Raw genomic sequence first — 21,043 nt, forward strand, 5'->3', positions numbered from 1 at the left:
TGCCCCGCCGCTCATCCCCTAGCCCCACTCAGGACTGGGGGATCCGTTCCACGGGAGGGGGCGTGCGGCTGTAGTGGGCCCCTCTGGTGCCGTAGTGGGCGAGGTGCAGGGTCTCACCGTCGATCTGGATCTCAGCCGGAGGAGGGTTGGGAACGGAGACCCGCGGGTGGGCGTAGGGGTGGCCTTCGATGAAGACAGGCTCCCGGAAGTGGTTCCGGGCGTCCGCCCATTCCTGAGCCCGCTCACGGGTCCACGGGTTCTGCAGGGTTCGCGGGGCGGCCGGGTCGTGCTCGTAGCCGTTGAGGCTGCGCACCAGAGCTTTCCGCAGGAGTCAACGCTTGAAGGAAACCACTCGTAGGGCAGATAAATCCGCCCGTCCGCCCGGCCTTCGCGAGAAGAGTCCGTCCGGCGTCACCTCGTCAGGTTGACCAATGAGTTTTCTACGATTCTGACGGCAAGCCCAGCATCACTTTCAGTGATACGGGCCACCTCCTGGTCGATCACACCGCCGACCCGCTTGAGCTCCTCCAAGGGATCGAGCGGGAACAGCCACCGCATCCACTCCACGATCTGCCTGATCCTGGCGGAGCGAAGCACAGCGGAACGCGGAGAGGTGTCCGTCAGCCACTCATGGATCACCAGATCCACGGCATTGATGAGGCGCGCTTCCGGGAAGTTGGAATCCGAAAGGATAAGGTTAAGAATATCGGCGGCAGCGAGAGGAGCGGAAACACCCGCGACGGCCGGTACAGGGTACTCGCGGACCCTGGTAAGTTCCATCCGATTTTCCCCGCCGTCCAGCACGAGATCAACTCTGGACGCTTCACCCACCTCATCCACGCGGACGGTGAGGCGGCGAACCCCGGGAGCTCCGCACTTGCGAGAAAACACCGTGAGACGTTCGACATCGAGAACAAACAATGACCCGTCGGGCAAATAGATGGATCCGTCGAATACGACGGTGCCCACATCCGGGTGGGGGCCGCGCCAGATGTGAACCAGCACGGGCGCCGACTGAGCCCGCGTACGAGCGGCAAGGTGGCCACCTTGCTCCACATTCGCCTGAGGTGACGGGATTTCGCAGAAGTCCTCCACCACCTCGTCGGAGCCGAAGATCACATGCGGGTTGTTGACCAGCATCTGGACAGCCGCAATTTTCATGTCCTGCTCCCTTGACTCCACGGCACGGGGGCCGCCTCAATGAGGCGACCCCCGTCGACCCTTCCGGACTATCCGCTGGTGTGGCTGTCCAGAATTGACAGCAGTTTCTCATAGTAGCCAGGAACTTTAGGGTCCGGCATGTTGAAGTGATCACGCATCAGCTTTTGCGCCCTCACGACCGCTTTCGACTGGTCTCCGCTGCACTCAGGACACTGCGGAAACAGATTCTGCGAGGCCTCGGGAGCGAGTCCCGTCGGCGGCTGGTGGTCACCAACCATCGTGACGTCCTCAGGGGCCTCGCCACAAGAATGACAGGGCAGCCCCTGCATGGCTTCCGACTGGGTCGACGTCACCTCTGCGCCGGTTGCGGGTACCGACTCATTCGCATGTGGTCCCTCCCTGATGAGACTCACCTGCCGAGCGGTAATCGTGGTGTTGCAGTTGTGGACGAGTACCGGAATGTCTCCGGCTTCCACGTAGTACGTGTGGAGGCCGTCGATGGTGAGGTCGTAGGTGGTGGTGTCGGCGTGGTAGAGGCGGAGGCCGGTGACCTCGGCGATGCCGGTGGGGGTTTGGAGGAGGTCGCCGATGCGGAGGTGGTCGGCGGCGACGAAGGAGGACTGCGTCTCGTCGTAGAAGGGGTGGTGGAAGGTGGTGGTCAGGGTTGAGCCATGGACGGCGATGTCCGTGGCAGCGGCGTGGGCACCCTCGTGGTGGTGGCCGGCCGCCATGGCGGGCTGACCGCCGACCAGGACTGTTGTGGCTGCTGCCAGGCCGGCGAGGCCGAGCCTTGCCTTGCCCAGCAGGCGAGATCGCAGTGAGGTCGGTGTGGGCTTCGCCGTGTCTCTTGCCTGAGCGATGGTGACGTCGACGAAGTCGTGGTCGGTGTGGGTGACGATGACCTTGTCGACGGTGTGGGTCTGGGTTCCTGGCTGACCGGGGACACTGTTCTTGATCTTGTCGCCGACCTTGATCCGGTCGATGGGCTTGGCGGAGCCGTCGGCCATGACGACGCTGGTCGAGCCCGTGAAGCTGTGAGGCTCGCTGTCCTCGCTGGTGGGGGTCGGGCAGGCTCCCCCGGCCTCTTCCTCGGGGACCTCGGAGGACGCCGGCTCGCCACCCCCGCCGGAGACTCTCGCCTTGGCCGCGGCCACACCGGTTCCGACCGCTCCACCGAAGGCCCCACCGATGGCGCCGTCCGCCGCTCCGCTGAGGGTGGCGTCGGCGGCCCCGCTCCAGGAGCAACCGGTCCCGCTGTCGGGACAGTTCATACCGTAGGCGGCGGCTCCGGTGACAGCTCCGGAGACGCCTCCGAAGGCTGCACCTTCGAGGGTGTTGGTGACGAGCGAGGGCAGTGCCTCCCCGAGGGCGGACTCGGCCAACTTGCCGCCGAGGGATCCGCCGAGGGCTCCACCAACCGCGCCCCCGACCGCGCCGAGCACGGTGGATTCGGCGAAGGCCCCTACGGAGCAGGCGCCGGACTGGCCGTCCATGCACTTCGTGCCCTGGTCGACGGCTCCGCCGACCGCGCCGGCCAGCGCGCCGCATCCGGCTGCGCCGACGACGGCTCCGACACCACCGGTACTGACTCCGAGGACGGCCTCGCATCCGGCGAAGACCGCGGTGGAGGCCGCGAAGGAGGCGATCGCCGCGGCGTGGTTCTTGAAGTATGTCGCGGTGGTGCGCACGGCACGGGCGGCCGCGTGGTAGGCGGTCGTCACCACGTTGACTGTGCCGCGGTAGGCGTTACCGGCGAATCTGGTCGCCGCGTGCCAGCCACGGGACACTCGGCGGGAGACTGCGCGATATCCGTCGTAGACCTGCGCGCTGAGCTGGGATATCTCACGATCGAGCTGCGCGATCTCGCGATCGAGGGAGGAGATGACGTCGTCGAACGCCGAGACGGCGCTGTCCCATGCATCCGAGGCCCACCTGGTGGCGGTGTGCCAGGCGTCCGATGCCCAGTTGGAGACCGTGTCCCACGCGTCGGAGGCCCAGCTGCTCGCCGTGTCCCACGCGTCGGAGGCCCAGCTGCTCGCCGTGTTCCAGGCGTCCGATGCGGCCCCGGTGATGTCGCTCCACCAGCCGTGGCCGGTCGGGTCGGTGCGGGTGAGCGGGTTGTCGTCGACGTAGGCGAAGGGGTTGGCCGCAGCCGAGTTCGGGATGGGGCTGAGGGAGGCGGTGTCCTTGTTCATGAACTGGCCGGTGGCCGGGTTGTACCAGCGGGCAGCCATGTTGACCTTGCCGGTGGCGTTGTCGGTCCAGCCGGACTGGTAGCCGAGCTTGCCGGCCATCGCGGTGTTTCCGCTTGCGGTGACATTGCCGAGCGGGTCGTACGCCGTGGAGGCGGTCATCGCCGTGCCGTTGGCCGAGAAGTTGCCGACGACGTCGGTGTGCTGGTCGGCGAAGGCCAGGGTCGCGGTGCTGGTCGTACCGCCGACGGTGCCGATGCCGATCAGGGAGCCGCCGGGGGTCCAGGTATAGGTGTTGGTGCCGTCCGAGGCGAGGCTGTTGCCGGCTCCGGTGTAGCTGAAGGTGGTGTTCGGGCCGTTGGTGGAGGTGTCGGTGATGACCCGGCCGAGGGCGTCGGTGAGGTAGGTCTGGGTGCCTTGGGTCGCCTGCTGGCCGAAGGCGTCGGAGGTGACGTTGACGGTGCCGGAGGTGGAGGTCTGCTGGGTGAGCGTGCCGCGGGCACTGTAGGTGTAGGTGTGGGTGCCGTCGGACGTGAGCTGGTCGCGGGCGTCGTAGGTGTAGACGTTCGAGCCGACCTGGATGCGGTTGCCCGAGTCGTCGTAGCCGTACGCCGTGGTGGTGGTGCCGTTGTTCCAGGACGTCAGGCGGTTCGCCCAGTCGTAGCCGTAGGTGTTCGACGAGGCTCCGGCGAGGCCGGTGGTGGTCTTCGATGTCTCGTTGCCGTTGCTGTCGTAGCCGTAGGCGATGGAGGCGATGGTGGCGCCGCCGGGTGCGGTGAGCGTGTCGCTGGTGAGGCGGTGCAGGTGGTCGTAGCCGTAGGTGCGGACGTCGCCACCGCTGCCGTAGGTGACGGTGGTGGGCAGGGACAGGGAGTTGTAGCCGTAGGACAGCTGGGTGCCGGTCGCCGGGTCGGTCAGCGTGGCCAGCCGGTCGGCGGTGTCGTAGCCGTAGCTGGTGGTGCCGGCCGCGTCCGTGCGGGAGGTGGGCAGGGAGTCGCCGTTGTAGGCGAACGAGCTGGAGCCGGCTGAGCCGCCGGCCGTGAGCAGTTGTCCGCGGTCGTTGTAGGTGAAGGTCTCGTTGGTGGCCGCGGTGGTGGTGCCGATGGCGGCGGTGGCCGCGGTGAGCATGCGGTTGTCGGCGTCGTAGGTGAAGGAGCGGGTGGCGGTGGCCGCGTCGGCACCGGTGCCGGACTGCGAGGTGACGTTGCCGAGGTTGTCGTACGCCGTGGTGACGCTGACGCCGCCGGGTTGGGTCTGGGTGACCGGGCGGCCGTCGGCGTCGTAGGCGGTGGTGAAGGTGGAGTCGGCGGCGGTGGTGTAGCTGTAGGTCGAGGTCGTCACCGACGGCTCGACGGTCGACTCGGGCAGGTTCCAGGAGTTGTAGCTGTAGATGGTCGGGTTGCCGCGTCCGTCGGTGTACCGGGTGCCGTTTCCGGCGGCGTCGTAGCCGAAGGAGGTGGTGATGGAGTGGGTGGCGCTGACGGGCTGGACCTCGGCGGTCACCTTGCCGAGCGCGTCACGGGTGTAGGTCGTGGTGTGGTTGCTGGGATCGGTGGCCGACATCAGCCGGCCGGCCGCGTCATACGTGGCGGACCGGGTGCTCAGCACCGTGGTGTGGTCGGTGTCCAGCGCCTGGACCTGCGTGGGGTCTCCGAGCTGGTCGTAGCCGACGGTGTTGCGCGTACCGTCCGGGAGCGTGACCGCCGTCCTTCGACCCTGCAGGTCATAGGCGTACTGGGTGGTGTTCCCGGCCCCGTCGGTGACCTGGAGCTGCTCGCCGATGTTGTCGTACCCGTACGAGGTGGAGACACCGTCCGGGCTGGTGGTCGAGGCGAGGAACGCGCCGCCGGGGTTGCTGCTGGAGGCGGTGTACGAGTTGGTCGTGGTGTAGGAGGCGGTGCTGGGGTACCGCTCGAGCACGGTGGAGGTCAGCGGGCGGCCCAGGAAATCGTAGGTGGCCTGGGTCTGCGCCCCGGTGGGGTCCGTGACCGACAGGGCCTGGCCGTTGGTGTCGTACACGGTGTGGGTGACGCCGTTGTCCGCGTCGGTGACCTTGGCGACGTCGCCGAGCTGGTCGTACAGGTAGGAGGTGGCGTTGCTCAGCGGGTCGGTGACCTTGGTGACGTTGCCGCCCTTGTCGTACGTCCAGTTGGTGGTGGCGTTGCTGATCGGCGTGGTGGAGCCGGGCGGGGTGTAGGACGGCAGGGTGCGGGCGGCCTTGCGGCCGTCGGCGTCATAGGCGGTGACGACGGTGTTGCCGTCGGGGTCCTGGGTTTCGGTCTGCTCGCCGAAGGTGTCGTAGCCGACCGTGGTGGTCGGGTGGGCCAGGCTCGGGGTGCCGCCGCCGGTTTCGACGTTGACCGCGGGGGCGCTCGTCACGGCGAGGCGTCCCGCCTCGTCGTAGGTGTAGTTGGTGACGTTGCTGTCCGGGTCGGTCATCGAGGTCGGCAGGCCGCGCTGATCGAGCTGCCAGCTGGTGGTGGCCTGGCTGGTCGAGGCGGTGGTGCCGCCGGTGCGGCCGGCGGAGTACAGGGTCGAGACCTCGCTCGCGCTCAGCGCCCGCGCATACGCCTGGACATTGTCGACCTGGCCGTTGAGCGGGTTGGTGGTGGTGCCGTTGTACTTGCCGTCGCCGACCACGAAGGAGCGGGAGGCGTTCCACGGACTGCTGTCGCTGCCGGTGGCGGCCTGGGAGCCGTTGACGTACAGGGTGCCGGTGGCGGTGGAGGCGTTGAAGACGTAGGTGAGCTGGGTCCAGGTGCCGGCTGTCGCGCTGTTGGACGCGGCCGTGATGGAGGAGCCGGTGGTGCCGGCGGTGTCGGTGGCGGCGAGGTTGACCGTCCACGCCTGGGTGGCGGCCTTGTAGCCGAGTGAGAAAGCGGTGGCGCTGGCGCCGAACGCGGCGGCGACCGTCTGGTCCGAGCCGGTGCCCGCGGAGGCGAGGTTGACCCAGGCGGTGACCGAGTAGGAGGAGGCGGTGTTGAACGCGGGCCCGTTGGTGGAGATCGACTCACCCGCCGCGCCGGAGAACGAGGCGGCCCCGCTCGACCAGCTCACCCCGGTGGCGCTGAGGTTGCCCGTGTTGCCGGTGCCGGACTTGTCGGTGACCGTCGTACCGGAGGTCTGCGTCAGCGGCCACCACACCACCGGGTGCCCGGAGCCGTCCTCCTGTACGGAACTGCTGGTCAGGTGGCCCATCGGGTCGTAGGTGAAGCTGGTGGTGTGGGTGGCACCGGTTGCGTCGCTGAGGGTGCTGGTGGCCACCTTGTCGTCGGGCGTGTAGGAGACGGTGGTGGTGCGGTCCACTCCGGTCGGGTCGACGGAGGTGGAGGTGGCGCGGTCGGCGGCGTCGTAGACGGAGGTCGTGGTCGTGGCGCCGTTGTTGGTGACCTGCTGGGTCAGGTTTCCGGCCGCGTCGTAGGTGTCGGACTGCTGGACGTAGGTTTGCTTGCCCGTCGGATCGGACTTGGTGATGGTCGCGGTCAGCCCGTTGTCGGTGTACGTGTAGGAGGTGGTGTTGCCCATCGAGTCGGTGATGGACTGCAACCGTCCGGCGGGGTCGTAGGTGCGGGAGGATTCCACCAGGTCCTGCGCGGCCTGGGGGTTGACCGGGTCGCCGGTGTAGCTCTTCAGCGTCTGGCTCAGCAGATGACCGTTCGCATCGTAGGCGTAGGCGAGGGTGTTGCCGTTCGGGTCCTGCACCGTGGCCTGGTTGCCGTAACCGTCGTAGGTGTAGGTGGTGACCCCGCCCGCCGCGTCCGTGCCGGTGGCCACTTGGTCGTGGGTGTTGTACGTCGACGACACGGTCCGGGAGGCGTCACCGCCGCTGAGGTCGGCCACCGTCTGCGAGGTGACGTTCCCGTCCGCGTCGTACACGGTGGTGGTCCGCGCCTGGTGGACGGCGCCGGTGACCCGGTCGGTCACCGACGGGTCCGTCTCGGAGGTGACCTGCGAGACGCCGTCGTAGGCGTACGAGGTGGTCAGGCCGTTCGGGTAGCTGTCGGAGGTGACCGTCTTGGTCAGGATCCGGCCGATGTTGTCGTAGGTGAATTTCGTGACCTGGCCGTCCGGGTCGGTGATCGAGGCTATGTCACCGTCCTTGAAGTACCCGATCGTGGTGGTCGCCCCGCCGGGCGAGACCGTCTTGTACGGCAGGCCCTTGGGGGCGTAGCCGCTGTCCGCCGCGGCGATGGTGGTGCCGTCGGTGTAGGAGATCGTGGTGGTGCGCCCGTTCGGGAAGCCCGCCACCGCCGGAGTCGTCACCCCGGTGCGGTTGCCGGAGGAGTCGTAGCTGTAGGAGGTCAGGTAGGTGTTGTCGGTCGCCGATGCCGAACGGCCGTCCCGGGACGTGGCCACCAGGTCGTTCTGGGCGTTCGGGGACAGCTGCGTCGAGGTGTCGTCCGGCAGGTAGGTCATGTAGGAGGTCGAGCACTTCTGCCCGGCCTGGTTCTGACAGGTGGTCGTCGAGACCGTGTTGCCGCGCACGTCGTGACCGGTGGTGGTCGCATCGCCGTCCGGGTTGGTGACGGTGTGCTGGAAGCCGCCGGTGTCGTACCCGTACGACGTCTTGTTCCCGAGCCCGTCGATCTGGTCGACCAGCCGGTCACCGTTCCACAGGTCGTACTGGTAGGTGTCCGTCTTGCTGCCCGGGTCGGTGACCTTGACCGTCTCCAGCGGAGTCAGCCCGCCCGACTGCTGGCCCGCCGCATAGTGCGTCGCCGCGTCCTGACCGGTCAACTGGGTGCGGTAGAAGGCGACCTCGGCGATGGAGCCGGGGAAGTAGCCGAGGGTGTTGGTGGGGTGGTTGGCCCAGTTGCCGCCTGCGGCGCCGGCGCCGATGTAGGTGTACCCCTGGCCCGTCGCCGACAGCGTGCCGGAGGTGCTTCCGGCCTTGTTGCCGTCCAGGTACAGAACCTGTGCGTTGGTCGAGGCGGCCAGGATGACGTGGTGCCACTTGCCGTCGTTGACCGAAGTGCTGGTGACCATCTGTGAGGAGGTCCCGTTGCTGTCCCAGAACTTCGCATGCAGCTTGCCGTCGGTTCCCACATACAGTGCCGGGTCGTAACCTCCGCAGCCGACCGGGTTGTTGCTGATCGCGCACTGCTCTTGGTCGAAGAGCACACCACCGGCGGTGTTGCCCGACGGCATGTTGAACCACATCTCCACCGAGTTCGGGCCCGTCGTCACGGTGTCGGCCGCTGAAGGCAGTTGCAGGTAGGACGAGGTGCCGTTGAACCGCGCTGCGGTCTTGTCCGAGAACGGGCCGGACGCACCGAGCGTGACATTGCTGTACGTCGCCGGACCGGAGTTGACCTCGTCGACCGCCTGGGAGGCGCCGGCCGACTCACCCAGCCGGTAGTAGGTGGTGGGCCCTGCTCCCAGTACGGCGCCGCGGTAGACCTGGCTCGAGCCCGACACGGTGGGTGCGGCCATGGACCACGAACCGCCGTTGTCGTCCGTCAGGTTCGTGACGGCACCCGTGACCGCGTCGTAGCCGACCGACGCGTACGCCTTGCCCGACGGCCGCGTCACCGAGCTCATCAGGCCGGCCGCCGTCGTACCCGCCTTGTACAGCATCGACACGTCGGCCTGGACCAGCGGCCGGCCGAAATACGCCGCGTCCCCGATCGAACCATTGAAGTACGTGGCGTAGATGGTGGAGGAGTTCTGGTGCGGCTCATCGGGCCAGGTGGAGCCGAGGTAGCCGGTCCCCAGATAGGGATGCGTGAAGAGCCACGGCATGTTGCCGGTGAAGCCGAACGACCCGTATCCCCCGGCGGTTCCGGCCTGCTTGCCGTCCAGCCACATCGTCTGCGCGGTCCATGAGCCGGCCAGCACGACATGGTGCCACTTGCCGTCGGCCACCGATGCCGAGGTGGTGATGGGCGTCGTGGTGGACCCGTACCAGAACAGGCCGTTGAGTTTGCCGTCACTGCCGACATACAGAGCGGGGGTGAAGTTACCCTGCGTCGCGCTCGGCTCGATCGGCATGTCGGAGTAGGAGAACAGCACGCCCGCCGAAGCCGTGGAGGTCTTGAACCACAGCGAGACCGACTGGGAGGAGGAGTTCCCGAGGTTGAGGTTCGGCAGGGCGACATAGGACGACGACCCGTTGAAGCCGGCCGCCGTGGCGGTGCTGCCGGCGAGCGGACCCGACTGGCCGAGCGTCACGTTGTTGTAGGTGCCGTCGTCATTGCCTTCCTGGGCGAGGACGGCGCTGTTCGCCGTGGTTCCCGAGGATTCGGTGAGCGGCCAGAACGAGTGCGGGCCCTCGTCCAGGGTCTCGTTGTAGTACTGCGAACCCGAGGCGTAGCCGTACTGGGTGCAGCCCGTGGTGTCCACCGGGGAGCACACCTTCGTCAGCTGGTCCCCGCTGTAGCTGTAGGTCCAGGTCAAAGCGGTCGACGAGTTCCCTGCGGTCACCGGGTCGGTCGAGACCGTGGCCACATGCGCACTTTTCGCACCGGACGGTGTGGACCAGGTCAGGTGCAGTACCCGACCCGAGGCCACCGATGTCACGGTCGTGATCTCGCCCGAGGACCAGGTGAAGTTCTCCGCCCGGCCATTGGCGTCAGTGATCGACGTGATCCCGTACGCGCCCGAGCCGAGCGACTGGGTGAAGGTGTACACCGTCGCGTTCTTGTCGGTCAGCGTGTAGCCGCCGCCGGTCACGCTCTTGAAGGTGGCGAACCGGCCCTGCGGAGGTGAGAACGAACCGTCGGAGTTCTTCCCGTACCCGATGACCGACCCGTCCGGATAGGTCACCTGCACACTCGAGACCGCACCCGACGAGTCGTACTGCTCCGTCGCCCTCGCGTCGAACACGGTCGACCAACCCGCTCCGAAGGCTCCCGCGGTGCGCGGGTCCCGCGAGTTGTAGTCGCGCACCACCGACAGCGAGGGACCGGGCGTGGCCACGTTGGCATCCGTGGCCGAGGTGGTGTAGTTCCCGATCGCGGGACTGTAGCCGTGACCGTCCGTGTTCTGCGACAACCCCGAGGTGACCACCGGCTGGGGCACCTGCGTGGTCATGGCCTGCCAGTTCGGCCCCGACGACCAGTTGGTGCCGTCGGTGCACTCGACGAACCAGTAGTAGGTCTTGCCCCAGGTCAGCTTCCCGGCCGGCACGTTGTAGTAGTTCGCCGTGATCGTGCCGGAATCGACGATCTTGTTGCCCGAGGTGTCGTAGACCTGGAAGTCGTACTTCGGGTTCACAGCGAGGTTCGGATCGATCTGGCCGGTCGCGGACAGTTGGGGGGTGAGCGTCTGCACCGGAGCGTTGTTCGGAGGGCTCGAGCTCACGATCTCGGGCAGCATCGCGCCGGTGTAGGTCAGCGCGAGATACGGCTGGTAGCCGTCGTCGTAGATCGACCCGAACTGCTTCCAGTGCAGGTTGTCCGTCGTCGAGGCGTAGACGGCCAGACCGTAGTCGTTGGTGGCGCCGGAGGCCGACGCCCAGGTGTTGAACTGGCTGGTCGACAGGTTCACGGCAACCCAGTTGCCGGTCGCCAGGTTTCCGCCGGTGTTGCCGCAGGCGTTCGAGACCGTCGGCGTGGCGTTGCCGATCGAGGAACCGTAGGAGGGCCCGGGGTAGGAGGTCACCTGCGACGGCGTCCAGGCCTTGGTCACCGGGGCCACATCGAACCGCTCGGCGGTGCACGTCGACGCCCACACGTCGTACAGGTTCAGTGTCGCCGCGGAGACCGACACCTTCGAGTCGTCCAGGCCGAGAGCGGGGAAGGAGAGGTAGGACACGGCGTCGTGCGTGCCGGAGTCGTAGGAGCCGATCTTGATGACCGCTTCCATCGAGTGATCGCCGGGGTTCTGCGACTCCGCGTAGGTCGTGGTCGCCTGCGCGTTGTCGTAGGACGGGTCGACCGTCACGGGGAAGACACGTCCCGCCGCGTGCAGCCATGCCGGGTCCAGCGTCACCACCAGCGCGGTACGGCCTTGCTGCCGCGTGAGTTTGTAGCTGACGGCGTGGGTGGTGGCGCGCTCGCCGGACTTCGGGTCGACCTTCGAGTCGTACGCATAAGCGGGCGGGATCTCCCCGACCCGCTTGTCCGAGGCGTCGCGCAACTCGATGGATCCGTCCTTGGCCAGGACGGGTGTCAGACCCTTGAGGTCGAGCGGGAACGTCCAGGAGTTGGCCGCGCGCGCGGTGTGCAGGACGATCGACTCCTTCATGCCGACCGCGGTCGGCCGGAGCACCAAGTCCGTCCCCGGCTGCACGTGGGGGTAGGTCACCGAGGAGCCGGACACCTGCGATGCCGCCGATGCGGCACCCTGCAGGCGGTAGGAGAAGACGTGTCCGTTCCCGTTGTCCACGCGCACCAGTGCGGAGTCGGTCGCGGACGGCGCGAAGTCCACGCCCATCGAATTGGCCTTCTCATGCCAGCGCCCGTCCGAGCCACGCTGCACGCCGGTGTCGATCGGCTGCCAGTTCCCCGCCGCATCCCGGTAGTTGATCGGATCTTGGGCCAACCTCCGGGTGTAGGAACCGTCCGCATTCCGGTAGTAGTCCGACGTCGCCGTCGACTTCGACGCCACACGCTTGCTCGTCCTGGCGTCGAAACCCCGGTGAACGGCGCTCGGCCCCTCAGCCGCCTTCCGTGCGTACGGGGCGTAGGCCGGCAGTTCGCCCTTGCCGGGTCCAGGTCTGTGACCGGCGCCTCGTCCGGAGCGTGTCGACGCGGCCGATGCGTAGTGGCCTCGCCCCGCCGCCGTACCCGACGCCTGATGGGGCAGATGCCCCCACCGCGGCGACGCGGGGTTCCTCAACCAGGCCGCGACGTCCGACAGCGTCGGCATCGACAGCGCAGGCCAGCCTCGGTCCACAGCCGGCGCGTCCTGGCCCGTCAGCATCACCGCCAGTCCCGCGAACACCAGCACGGCAACGGCTCGCCTGAGGCGACGCCGCAGCCGTATCCACCGGGCAGAGCGGCGGAACGGGCGAGAGCGCATGACAACTCCCAGAAGGATCGGCATGAAAGTCAGCCGAGAATCCTGGAACTGATCACCCCGCCGCCAGAGGGTGCGTCATGTCTAGATCAAGACTTTGCGATCAAGGAACTGGCCTTTGCGCTTACGTCAACATGCGGAAACCAAACGCAACTTGGTCACATTTTCGTCGCATCCCTCACGACATGGGCCACCGCAACGCGTACCCCCGATGAACCGGAGACCACCGCGACATTGCGTCGGGCACGGCCCCCGCCTACCACCACAAAGCGAACCTTGGGGTTCCTTGGGGCCACCTGCTCCACCGCCGCGGTCTGCGTGTCACCTACCGCGAGCACCACGTCGCAGCGCCGCTGCACCAAGCTGTTCACATACGGCACCGCGTTCGCCACCGTAGCCGGTCCGAACACAGGCAGCGAGGTCACCTTCGTACGGGTCGCAAGCGACGCGTCCTCCATCCCGGCCCACACCAACGCCGCCTGAGCACCCGTCACGCCGTGACTGTCGGTCAGCAAACAGGCGTCGGATGCGCTGTACTGCCGGGCTCTCGGCGCCGCACCCCCACCACCTGCGGCCAGCAGCCCGCCCGCCACGGCTCCGGCCAGCACCACGACGCCGATCCCACCCCACACCACGACCTTGCGCTGCACCACAGCCACCTTTCGGACACCTTGATCGGCCCCGCGCCGTTCTCCAGGTCGCGCGAGCATAAACCGCAGCGCACCTGCTTCTCTCACTGGCCGATCACGCGCGCTGACCTCGGTGCCCGGCTCGACAGCGCCCTGGAGCAGGTCTGCCGGCCATCGTGCCTCTGGGGCTCGAGGGACACTCTCGGGCCCCGGGCAGGCCCCGGAACAGCCGTAGCGGGCAAGCACACGCCCCGTGCCCGCTCGGGCACCTTCCAGGCTGTTCGCAGGGGACCGGTGTCGGCTTGCCGCTCGGGAGCCGGGCGCGCAGTCTGGGCCTTGTGACGCTCTCCCACGGCACGCTGGCGCACCGGCTCATCGCCGGTCATCTCGTCGACGGCCGGATGGAGCCAGGCTGTGAGATCGGGCTGCGGATCGACCAGACGCTCACCCAGGACGCCACCGGCACGCTGGTGATGCAGGAAGTCGAGGCCCTCGGCCTGGACCGGGTCCGTACCGAGGTCAGCGTCCAGTACGTCGACCACAACCTGCTCCAGGCGGACGAGCGCAACGCCGAGGACCACGCCTTCCTCCGTTCCGCCTGCCGTCGCTTCGGCATCTGGTACTCCAAGCCCGGCAACGGCGTCTCGCACCCCACGCACATGCAGTACTTCGGCATTCCCGGCAAGACGCTGGCCGGATCCGACTCCCACACCTGCGCCGCCGGGTCGCTGGGCATGCTCGCCCTGGGCACCGGCGGCCTGGAGGTGGCACTTGCCATGGCCGGACGGCCGCTGCACGTCACCATGCCGGAGATCTGGGGCATCCGGCTGACCGGCCGCCTGCCGGACTGGGTGAGCGCCAAAGACGTGGTGCTGGAGATGCTGCGGCGGCACGGCGTCAAGGGCGCGGTCAACCGGATCCTGGAGTACCACGGCCCGGGCCTGGCCTCTTTGACCGCCATGGACCGGCACGTCATCGCCAACATGGGCGCCGAATTGGGGGCCACCACCTCCGTCTTCCCCTCCGATGCCGCAGTGCGCGACTTCCTGCACACGGAGGACCGCGAGGCCGACTTCCGGGAGCTGAGCGCCGACCCGGACGCCGTCTACGACCTCACCGACGAGATCGACCTCTCCGCGCTCGAACCCCTCGTCGCACGCCCCACCTCGCCCGGCAACGTGGAGCCGGTGCGCGAGGTCGCGGGCGAACCGATCGGGCAGGCGGTCATCGGCTCCTCCGCCAATCCCGGGCTGCGCGACTTCGCCGTCGCCGCCGCCGTCGTCGCCGGCCGCCAGACCCACCCCGCCGTCAGCTTCGACGTGAACCCCACCTCCCGGGAGATCCTCGCAGACCTGACCAGGACGGGTTCCACGTTCGACCTGATCGCCGCCGGGGCCCGTATCCACCAGGCCGGATGCCTCGGCTGCATCGGCATGGGCCAGGCCCCCGCCCCCGGGCGCAACAGCCTGCGCACCTTCCCGCGCAACTTTCCCGGCCGCTCCGGCACCGAGGATGACGCGGTCTGGCTGTGCTCCCCGGAGACGGCCGCCGTCTCCGCCCTCGCCGGGGAGATCACCGACCCCCGGGAGTGGGCGGCCCGGGAGGGGGTGCCCTACCCGCGGGTGCGTCTGCCGGAGCGCGCGTCGGTCAACCGCGCGATGTTCGAGCCCCCGCTGCCGCCCGAGCAGGCCGCACGGATCGAGCTGGAACGCGGACCCAACATCTCCGGCCTGCCCGATCTCGACCCGCTCCCCGACGTGCTGCAGGGCCCCGTCCTGCTGAAGTGCGGCGACAACGTCTCCACCGACGAGATCTCCCCCGCCGGCGCCAAGGCGCTGCCCTACCGCTCCAACATTCCCAAGCTCGCCGAGTTCACCTTCACCCGCATCGACCCCGACTACCCCCGGCGCGCCGCCGAACTGGCCGGCGACGGTCGGCCCGGCCCGCACTTCGTCGTCGGCGGGGAGAACTACGGCCAGGGCTCCTCCCGCGAGCACGCCGCCATCACCCCACGCCATTTGGGCCTGCGTGCCGTGATCGCCACCTCGTACGCCCGTATCCACTGGCAGAACCTGGCCAACTTCGGCGTCCTGCCGCTGGAGTTCACCGACCCGACCGACTACCACCGCATCGATGCCGGCGACCTGCTCCGGCTGGACGACCTGCGCGCCGCACTCGCCCCCGGAGCCGAACCCCGCCTTCGGGTGCACAACGCCACGAAGAACGAGACCTACCGGGTCCACCACCACCTCAGTGACGGCCGCCGTCTCACCATCCTGGCCGGAGGCACCATCGCGGCCCTCGCCCGCGAGGAGCGTGCGGGGCCCGGCCACGAAGGCCCTCAAATCCTGGGCACGCCGGCAGACCCGGGCGACCTCAGCCACGGCGACGGGTGACCCCGTTCACTCGCCTCGTGACGCACACGTCCAGCAGCAAGCCCTCAGTGGATCGTCAAGGACATGCTCGACGAATCCTCCTTCGAGGCCGGCCCCGGACAGGGGCCCCTCCACGTTGCCCTGACGGTCGTGGACGGCTTCAGCGGGTCACGCCGAGGGCGGCCTCCTCCGCCCGGTCTGCGTGGGCGGCGTCGCTGAGCCCGAGGCGCAGGTGCTCGATGTGGTAGACGGCCTGGTCAAGGAGTTCGGCGACATGGTTGTCGTAGAGCGCGTAGATCACCGAGCGGCCCTGGCGCCGGCCCACGACCAGGCCGAGGTTGCGCAGCAGGCGCAGCTGGTGCGAGCAGGCGGACTGCTCCATCCCGACCTCGGTGGCCAGTTCGGTGGCGGCGCAGGGGCCCTCCCGCAGGCGGGAGAGGATCAGCAGCCGGGAGGGGGTGGCCAGCGCCTGGAGGGTGGTGGCCACCCGGGCGGCACTGTCCGCGTCCAGGCGGGTGCGCGGGACGGGGTTGTCGGCGGGAGCTGCTCCATGGCCCATGACCGCCATCATACAAGCGATGCTTGAAGAGATCTTCATATGTACCTGTATGTTGGTTGGGTTGGTACGTCCCGCCCTCCCGAAGGGTTTCTCCCGTCATGTCTTCCACCCTGACCGAGCGGCCCGCGCCCGCCGCGACCAAGCGCCCGGACGCCACTCCCCGGCGGCGGACCCGGGTCCTCACGCTGCCCGAGGCCCGCTGGGCCGCAGCGGCCACGGTGCTGTTCCTGCTCGCCCTGCCACTGCAGCTGACCGGCGCACCCACCTGGGTGTGGGGATCGCTGTACGGGCTCGCCTACGCCGCAGGTGGCTGGGAGCCCGCGCTGGCCGGACTGCAGGCGCTGCGGGAGAGGACCCTCGATGTCGATCTGCTGATGATCGTGGCCGCTCTGGGCGCGGCCGCCGTCGGCCAGGTGATGGACGGCGCCCTGCTGATCGTCATCTTCGCCACCTCCGGTGCTCTGGAGGCACTGGCCACCGCCCGCACCGCCGACTCGGTACGCGGGTTGCTCGACCTGGCTCCCGCCACCGCGACCCGGCTGCGCGCCGACGGCGGCGAGGAGACCGTGCCCAGCGCCGACCTCGTCGTCGGTGACATCCTCCTGGTGCGGCCCGGCGAGCGGATCGGCGCCGACGGCCGGGTGCTGGAGGGAGCCGGCGAGGTCGACCAGGCCACCATCACCGGTGAGCCGCTGCCCGTCGGAAAGGAGCCGGGCGACGAGGTGTTCGCCGGCACCCTCAACGGCACCGGCGCCCTCCGCGTCCGGGTCGAGCGGGACGCCTCCGACTCGGTGATCGCCCGGATCGTGCAGATGGTCGAGGAGGCGTCCGAGACCAAGGCACCGACCCAGCTGTTCATCGAGAAGGTCGAACAGCGCTATTCGATCGGCATGGTGGCGGCCACGCTGGCCGTGTTCGCGGTGCCGCTCGCATTCGGCGCCGCGCTGACCGGCTCGCTGCTGCGGGCCATGACCTTCATGATCGTCGCCTCGCCGTGCGCGGTCGTCCTCGCGACCATGCCGCCACTGCTGTCGGCCATCGCCAACGCCGGCCGACACGGCGTGCTGGTGAAGTCCGCCGTGGTGATGGAACGCCTCGGCCAGGTCGACGCGGTCGCCCTGGACAAGACCGGCACGCTCACCGAAGGCACCCCGCGCGTCACCGACATCCGGCCGCTGCCCGGCTCCGGCGTCGACGAGGAGGAGTTGCTGGTCCTGGCCGCGGCGGCGGAACACCCCAGCGAGCACCCGCTGGCCCGCGCCATCGTGGACGTCGCCCGCGCCCGCGGCCTCGACGTGCCGGCCGTGGAGAACTTCACCTCGACCCCCGGCGTCGGAGTCACCACCACCGTCGACGGCCGCAAGATCGCGGTCGGCTCCCCCGCCCGGCTGCTCTCCGGTGCCGAGGGCGCGCCCGCTGCCGTCGCCGCCGAACTCGAGGACGGCGGGCGCACCGCGGTCCTGGTGGTGGCCGACGGCACGCCGGCCGGAGTCCTGGGCGTCGCCGACCGCCTGCGGCCGGACGCCGTCGCCACCGTCGCCTCCCTCACCGCGCTCACCGGCACCGCCCCGATGCTGCTCACCGGCGACAACCCCCGCGCCGCCGCCCGCCTGGCCGCCGAGGTCGGCATCACCGACGTCCGCGCCGGACTGCTCCCCCAGGACAAGGTGGCCGCGGTCAAGGCACTGGAGCAGGCCGGCGGCAAGGTGCTGGTCGTGGGCGACGGAGTCAACGACGCGCCCGCCCTGGCCGCCGCCCACACCGGCATCGCCATGGGCCGAGCCGGTTCCGACCTGGCGCTGGAGACCGCCGACGCGGTGATCGTGCGCGACGAACTGGCCACCGTGCCCACCGTGGTGGCCCTCTCCCGACGGGCCCGCCGCCTGGTCGTGCAGAACCTGGTCATCGCCGCCGTGTTCATCTCCGGCCTGGTCGTCTGGGACCTGGCCGGTACCCTCCCCCTGCCCCTCGGCGTCCTCGGCCACGAGGGCTCGACCGTCATCGTCGGCCTCAACGGCCTGCGCCTGCTGCGCGAGACCTCCTGGGCCCGGGCGCGGGCGGAGGGCCGCCGCTGACCCGTCGCACCCCACGGCCCGCCGCACCTGCGCCGGTGCGGCGGGCCGTGCCCTCAACGAGGGCGATGACCGTCGGGTATTCCAGTTGCCGGGCGAAGGTGTCGGCGACCGTGCGCTGGTCGGTCGGGGCGGCGGCGAGGCCGGCATCGGCCAGGTCGTCGCCGTTGGACAGGTACGGCAGGACGAGTGCGGGGTCGACCGCGGTGAGGACTCCGGTCAGCGCCAGCGGAGCGCCTGCGGCGGCGATGACCGGGGCCATGCCCTGGGGTTCGACGGAGTCCCACAGTTCCACGACGGCCGGCCGGTACCTGCCCTCCTCCGCGAGCCGCAGCAGTTCGGGGACGAGGTCCTCGCGCAGCGCGCAGCACGCGCAGTCGTTCACCAGGGGTGCGTCGCCGCTGCCCAGCAGGCCGGCGGCGTCGCGCACCGTGCGGTGCACCGCGCTGTCGACGGCGGACGTCAGATCGTGGTGCAGCGCGACCGAGCCGGGGACCGTACGCAGGATCTCCTCGACGGCTGGCCGGCGGGCGTCGGCGTGCAACCCGGCGACGATCGCGACCGGCAGCCGCGCCTGGCCCCCGCTCACCGCTTGCTCCGTCCGCGTCCGTAACGCCGCTCGAAGCGCTCGACCCGCCCCGCGGTGTCCAGGACTCGCTGGGTGCCGGTGTAGAAGGGGTGGCTCGCCGAGGAGATCTCGACATCGATGACCGGATACGAGGACCGCGCCGCCGCCCAGAGGGAACTGCGTCGACAGCCCCGCGACGCCGGCGCCACCCGCCTGCGCAACCGCGACTCCGCGGACGGGCGCCCCCGCGGCCACCTGCGCGACTTCGGCCTGTCCCGCATCCGCGTACGCGAGATGGCCCACGCGGGCGAGCTCCCCGGCGTTTCCAAAAGCAGTTGGTGACCCGCGCCCGATCCGTCCATGCCGCGAGCCCTCTGGGCTACCGCACCGGCCCCCAGATGTCGCGGCGGGTCGAGAGCCCCGTGATCGACGTACGGTGAACAGACGGCCCCTGTTGTTCTCGCGACGATGCGGGCTCAAACCACGACTAGCCGCTCCCCTACTCTTCCTCAGAGCCGCCGCGCAGAACCGGCTCAGCAGGCCGGGCGGGCGCCCCTCTCGCCGGGGCGGCCCCGCGCTGGGGCGGGATGGGCATGGGACGGGCGCCAGTTCCCGAGCCTGATACCAGGCGCGTCGGCGCAGACGAAGCCGTAGGGTTCCGCCCATGGTGACTGCGACTGTCCGCGAGTGGGACGACGAGGAAGGGTGGGGCGTTCTCGACTCCCCCGAGACCCCCGGCGGCTGCTTCGGCCATTACTCCCACATCCAGGCGACCGGCTTCCGCACGCTGTCGCCCGGACAGCAGGTCGACCTCACATGGGAAGCCCCTGGCTTCAAGCAGGACGGGTACGACTACCGCGCGGTGAGCATCGTGCCTCGGCCTGCCTGACATCCACAGCTGACATCCATGACGGCGTACGTCCACGGTCCCCAGCGGTCCGCTACGCCACCGCACCCCTGCCGCAGCATGCAGTAGCGCCCGGTCGGAGGCCGATCTCGTCAAGGAGCACCACAAGGTGGAGGTCGGAATGCTCTCGCGTTGTTTCACCGAGAAGAGCATCGACGCCCAACCGCCGTCCACCCACACAGTGGCTCCGATGTCCCCCAGCAGTGCCGGAACTTCGGCTACGTCACCGATCACGCGCGCACTCTTGCAGACGCCGCCGACCTGCACCATTTCCTCTCACGGCCACACCGGTGGCGGCCTTTTGCCGCGAGTTCGGGACGAAGAGGCCCCGGCCTGGAAGTTGCCAGGTGGTCAGCTGTCATACGTGTACGTCGTCGTCCTCCGAACTATGGCCGTAGGTCCGGTACATCAGCCCGGCTGGAGCTGTCCCGTCGCGGTGAGAGTGACCGACGCCGTCCACCAGTCGCGTGGTCCGCACGGATCGTGCGTGGTGTGGTGCACGAGCCGCACCAAGGTGTTGGTCCGGAGCACCTGGTGTCCCGCCTGGTCCGCGGTGAGGGTGATGGTCACCATGCGGCGTGGGTCGGTGCCGGGCGAAGTCGGGACGTGCAGCTGTGCTCCGACTTCCCCAGCTGGATACGACACGCAGTGAGCGTCGGCGCAGGCTCGCACTGTCGCCTGTGGGTGCGATCGCGTCCAGGCCGAGACGTTCAGCTGGACGGAGGGGACCGCCAACACCGCTGAAGCCGGGCACACGGTCGGCTGGGTGGTGCAACCGGCAGCCGCACCGATCACGACCGTGCCCACCCCGAGCAGGCGGACCATGCTGAGTCGTGTCGCACCCGGCACTGTGAAACGAAGGCTCATATCCATGAGACCTCGCTGCACCGATATTGGTTGCCGCCGTAGCCCTTGGCTCGCAGCCGAATACACAGCCGTGCACGGCGAGAAAGCCCCGCGTCCCTGACGGTCGCGGCCACGCCATGACTCGACCGTCTCGGCAGCCACGGACCCTCGCGAGCTCGTCGAAGTGTTCACCGGGCTCCGTCCGCGCCAGTTCCAACGGCTTGCGCAGGTGGTTCGCAGGGCCGGCGGGCAGGCACCGGACACGGCCCGACCCGGACGTCCGTGGTCGTCGGCCGGCTTCTGCCCAACGCTGTGGTGAGCGCCGTTGTGTCGCGACGGCGTGTTCCGGGCGGCCAAATGCGTCGCCCACATGCATGCCCTGACGGAAGCCAACAGCCGCAGGCGGGGGTGACGCTGGAAGCCCGTCGAACAACCTCTGGATCACGGACCGCCCGCAGCACCCCAGCGAAGCTCGACAACGAGGCCACAGTTGGGGGCCGTTCGCCAGGTCAGCGCCCGAACCGGCCACGAGTGATCGCCGCTTCCGCAGCTGGGAGCCCCAAGTCTTTCGTCTGTGTGGCACGATCGCCGGCGTGGAGTGGGGAAGCCTGGTAGGGACCGGCCTTGGCGCCGTGCTTGGTGTGGGAGCCACCTTGGCCGGCGACCACGTGCGTTGGCGACGCACCACCAGGGCGAGCAGGCTGCAAGATCGGCGGACCGCGTACGTCGACTGTCTCGTCTCCTTTCGCCGCGCGCACGAGGCCATGCGGTTG

The 21,043-nt window shown here is 69.2% G+C and carries 9 protein-coding genes and 3 pseudogenes; 4 read left to right on the forward strand and 8 right to left on the reverse strand.

Features of this window, described 5'->3' with window-relative positions; all coding sequences use genetic code 11:
- Positions 1–28 precede the first annotated feature (28 nt).
- The 4 genes from ACFYZJ_RS37270 to ACFYZJ_RS37285 all read right to left on the reverse strand — a co-directional run bounded on the left by ACFYZJ_RS37270 (position 29) and on the right by ACFYZJ_RS37285 (position 12,973).
- Complete coding sequence (locus ACFYZJ_RS37270; RefSeq protein ID WP_388576250.1) at positions 29–313, reverse strand: hypothetical protein; 285 nt, start codon at positions 311–313, stop codon at positions 29–31.
- Between the two features lie 98 nt (positions 314–411).
- Positions 412–1,161: a hypothetical protein gene (locus ACFYZJ_RS37275; protein WP_388576253.1), complete on the reverse strand. Its 750-nt coding sequence runs from the start codon at positions 1,159–1,161 to the stop codon at positions 412–414.
- A gap of 68 nt (positions 1,162–1,229) precedes the next feature.
- Positions 1,230–11,903 carry a LamG-like jellyroll fold domain-containing protein gene (locus ACFYZJ_RS37280; RefSeq protein ID WP_388576256.1) on the reverse strand — a complete coding sequence of 3,558 codons (10,674 nt, stop codon included), beginning with the start codon at positions 11,901–11,903 and terminating at the stop codon, positions 1,230–1,232.
- A gap of 569 nt (positions 11,904–12,472) precedes the next feature.
- Complete coding sequence (locus ACFYZJ_RS37285) at positions 12,473–12,973, reverse strand: BMP family ABC transporter substrate-binding protein (RefSeq protein ID WP_388576258.1); 501 nt, start codon at positions 12,971–12,973, stop codon at positions 12,473–12,475.
- Positions 12,974–13,281: 308 nt separating this feature from the next.
- On the opposite strand from ACFYZJ_RS37285, the gene ACFYZJ_RS37290 reads away from it, so the two are divergent.
- Entirely contained in the window at positions 13,282–15,339 is a 2,058-nt protein-coding gene (locus ACFYZJ_RS37290; RefSeq protein WP_388576261.1) for an aconitate hydratase, read from the forward strand.
- Between the two features lie 139 nt (positions 15,340–15,478).
- Here the strand turns inward: ACFYZJ_RS37290 and ACFYZJ_RS37295 are convergent, their stop codons facing one another.
- Positions 15,479–15,877 carry an ArsR/SmtB family transcription factor gene (locus ACFYZJ_RS37295; RefSeq protein WP_388576264.1) on the reverse strand — a complete coding sequence of 133 codons (399 nt, stop codon included), beginning with the start codon at positions 15,875–15,877 and terminating at the stop codon, positions 15,479–15,481.
- A 98-nt stretch (positions 15,878–15,975) separates the two neighbouring features.
- Between ACFYZJ_RS37295 and ACFYZJ_RS37300 the strand changes: the two genes are divergently transcribed.
- Positions 15,976–17,952, forward strand: coding sequence for a heavy metal translocating P-type ATPase (locus tag ACFYZJ_RS37300; RefSeq protein ID WP_388576266.1), 1,977 nt, complete (start codon positions 15,976–15,978; stop codon positions 17,950–17,952).
- Between the two features lie 52 nt (positions 17,953–18,004).
- On the opposite strand, the pseudogene ACFYZJ_RS37305 reads toward ACFYZJ_RS37300, so the two are convergent.
- A pseudogene (locus ACFYZJ_RS37305) lies at positions 18,005–18,538 on the reverse strand (cobalamin biosynthesis protein CobW); the annotation flags it as partial.
- Positions 18,535–18,669: pseudogene (gene rpmE, locus ACFYZJ_RS37310) on the reverse strand (50S ribosomal protein L31); the annotation flags it as partial. The pseudogenes ACFYZJ_RS37305 and rpmE, both read right to left, overlap by 4 nt.
- Between rpmE and rpsN the strand changes: the two are divergent.
- A pseudogene (gene rpsN, locus ACFYZJ_RS37315) lies at positions 18,668–18,859 on the forward strand (30S ribosomal protein S14); the annotation flags it as partial. The pseudogenes rpmE and rpsN sit on opposite strands and share 2 nt — an antisense overlap.
- Before the next feature lie 322 nt (positions 18,860–19,181).
- Complete coding sequence (locus tag ACFYZJ_RS37320) at positions 19,182–19,406, forward strand: cold-shock protein (protein ID WP_388576268.1); 225 nt, start codon at positions 19,182–19,184, stop codon at positions 19,404–19,406.
- A 426-nt stretch (positions 19,407–19,832) separates the two neighbouring features.
- On the opposite strand, the gene ACFYZJ_RS37325 is transcribed toward ACFYZJ_RS37320, so the two are convergent.
- Complete coding sequence (locus tag ACFYZJ_RS37325; protein WP_388576271.1) at positions 19,833–19,997, reverse strand: hypothetical protein; 165 nt, start codon at positions 19,995–19,997, stop codon at positions 19,833–19,835.
- Positions 19,998–21,043: the final 1,046 nt, after the last annotated feature.

Origin of the sequence: Streptomyces sp. NPDC001848 (assembly GCF_042891915.1) — a bacterium.
Lineage (GTDB): Bacteria > Actinomycetota > Actinomycetes > Streptomycetales > Streptomycetaceae > Streptomyces.

Bases quoted from the DNA above. Each gene is read 5' to 3' on its own strand.
- ACFYZJ_RS37275 (WP_388576253.1), bottom strand. From the start codon at position 1,161: ATGAAAATTGCGGCTGTCCAGATGCTGGTCAACAACCCGCATGTGATC.
- ACFYZJ_RS37295 (WP_388576264.1), bottom strand. From the start codon at position 15,877: ATGGGCCATGGAGCAGCTCCCGCCGACAACCCCGTCCCGCGCACCCGC.
- ACFYZJ_RS37300 (WP_388576266.1), top strand. From the start codon at position 15,976: ATGTCTTCCACCCTGACCGAGCGGCCCGCGCCCGCCGCGACCAAGCGC.
- ACFYZJ_RS37320 (WP_388576268.1), top strand. From the start codon at position 19,182: ATGGTGACTGCGACTGTCCGCGAGTGGGACGACGAGGAAGGGTGGGGC.
- ACFYZJ_RS37325 (WP_388576271.1), bottom strand. From the start codon at position 19,997: ATGGTGACCATCACCCTCACCGCGGACCAGGCGGGACACCAGGTGCTC.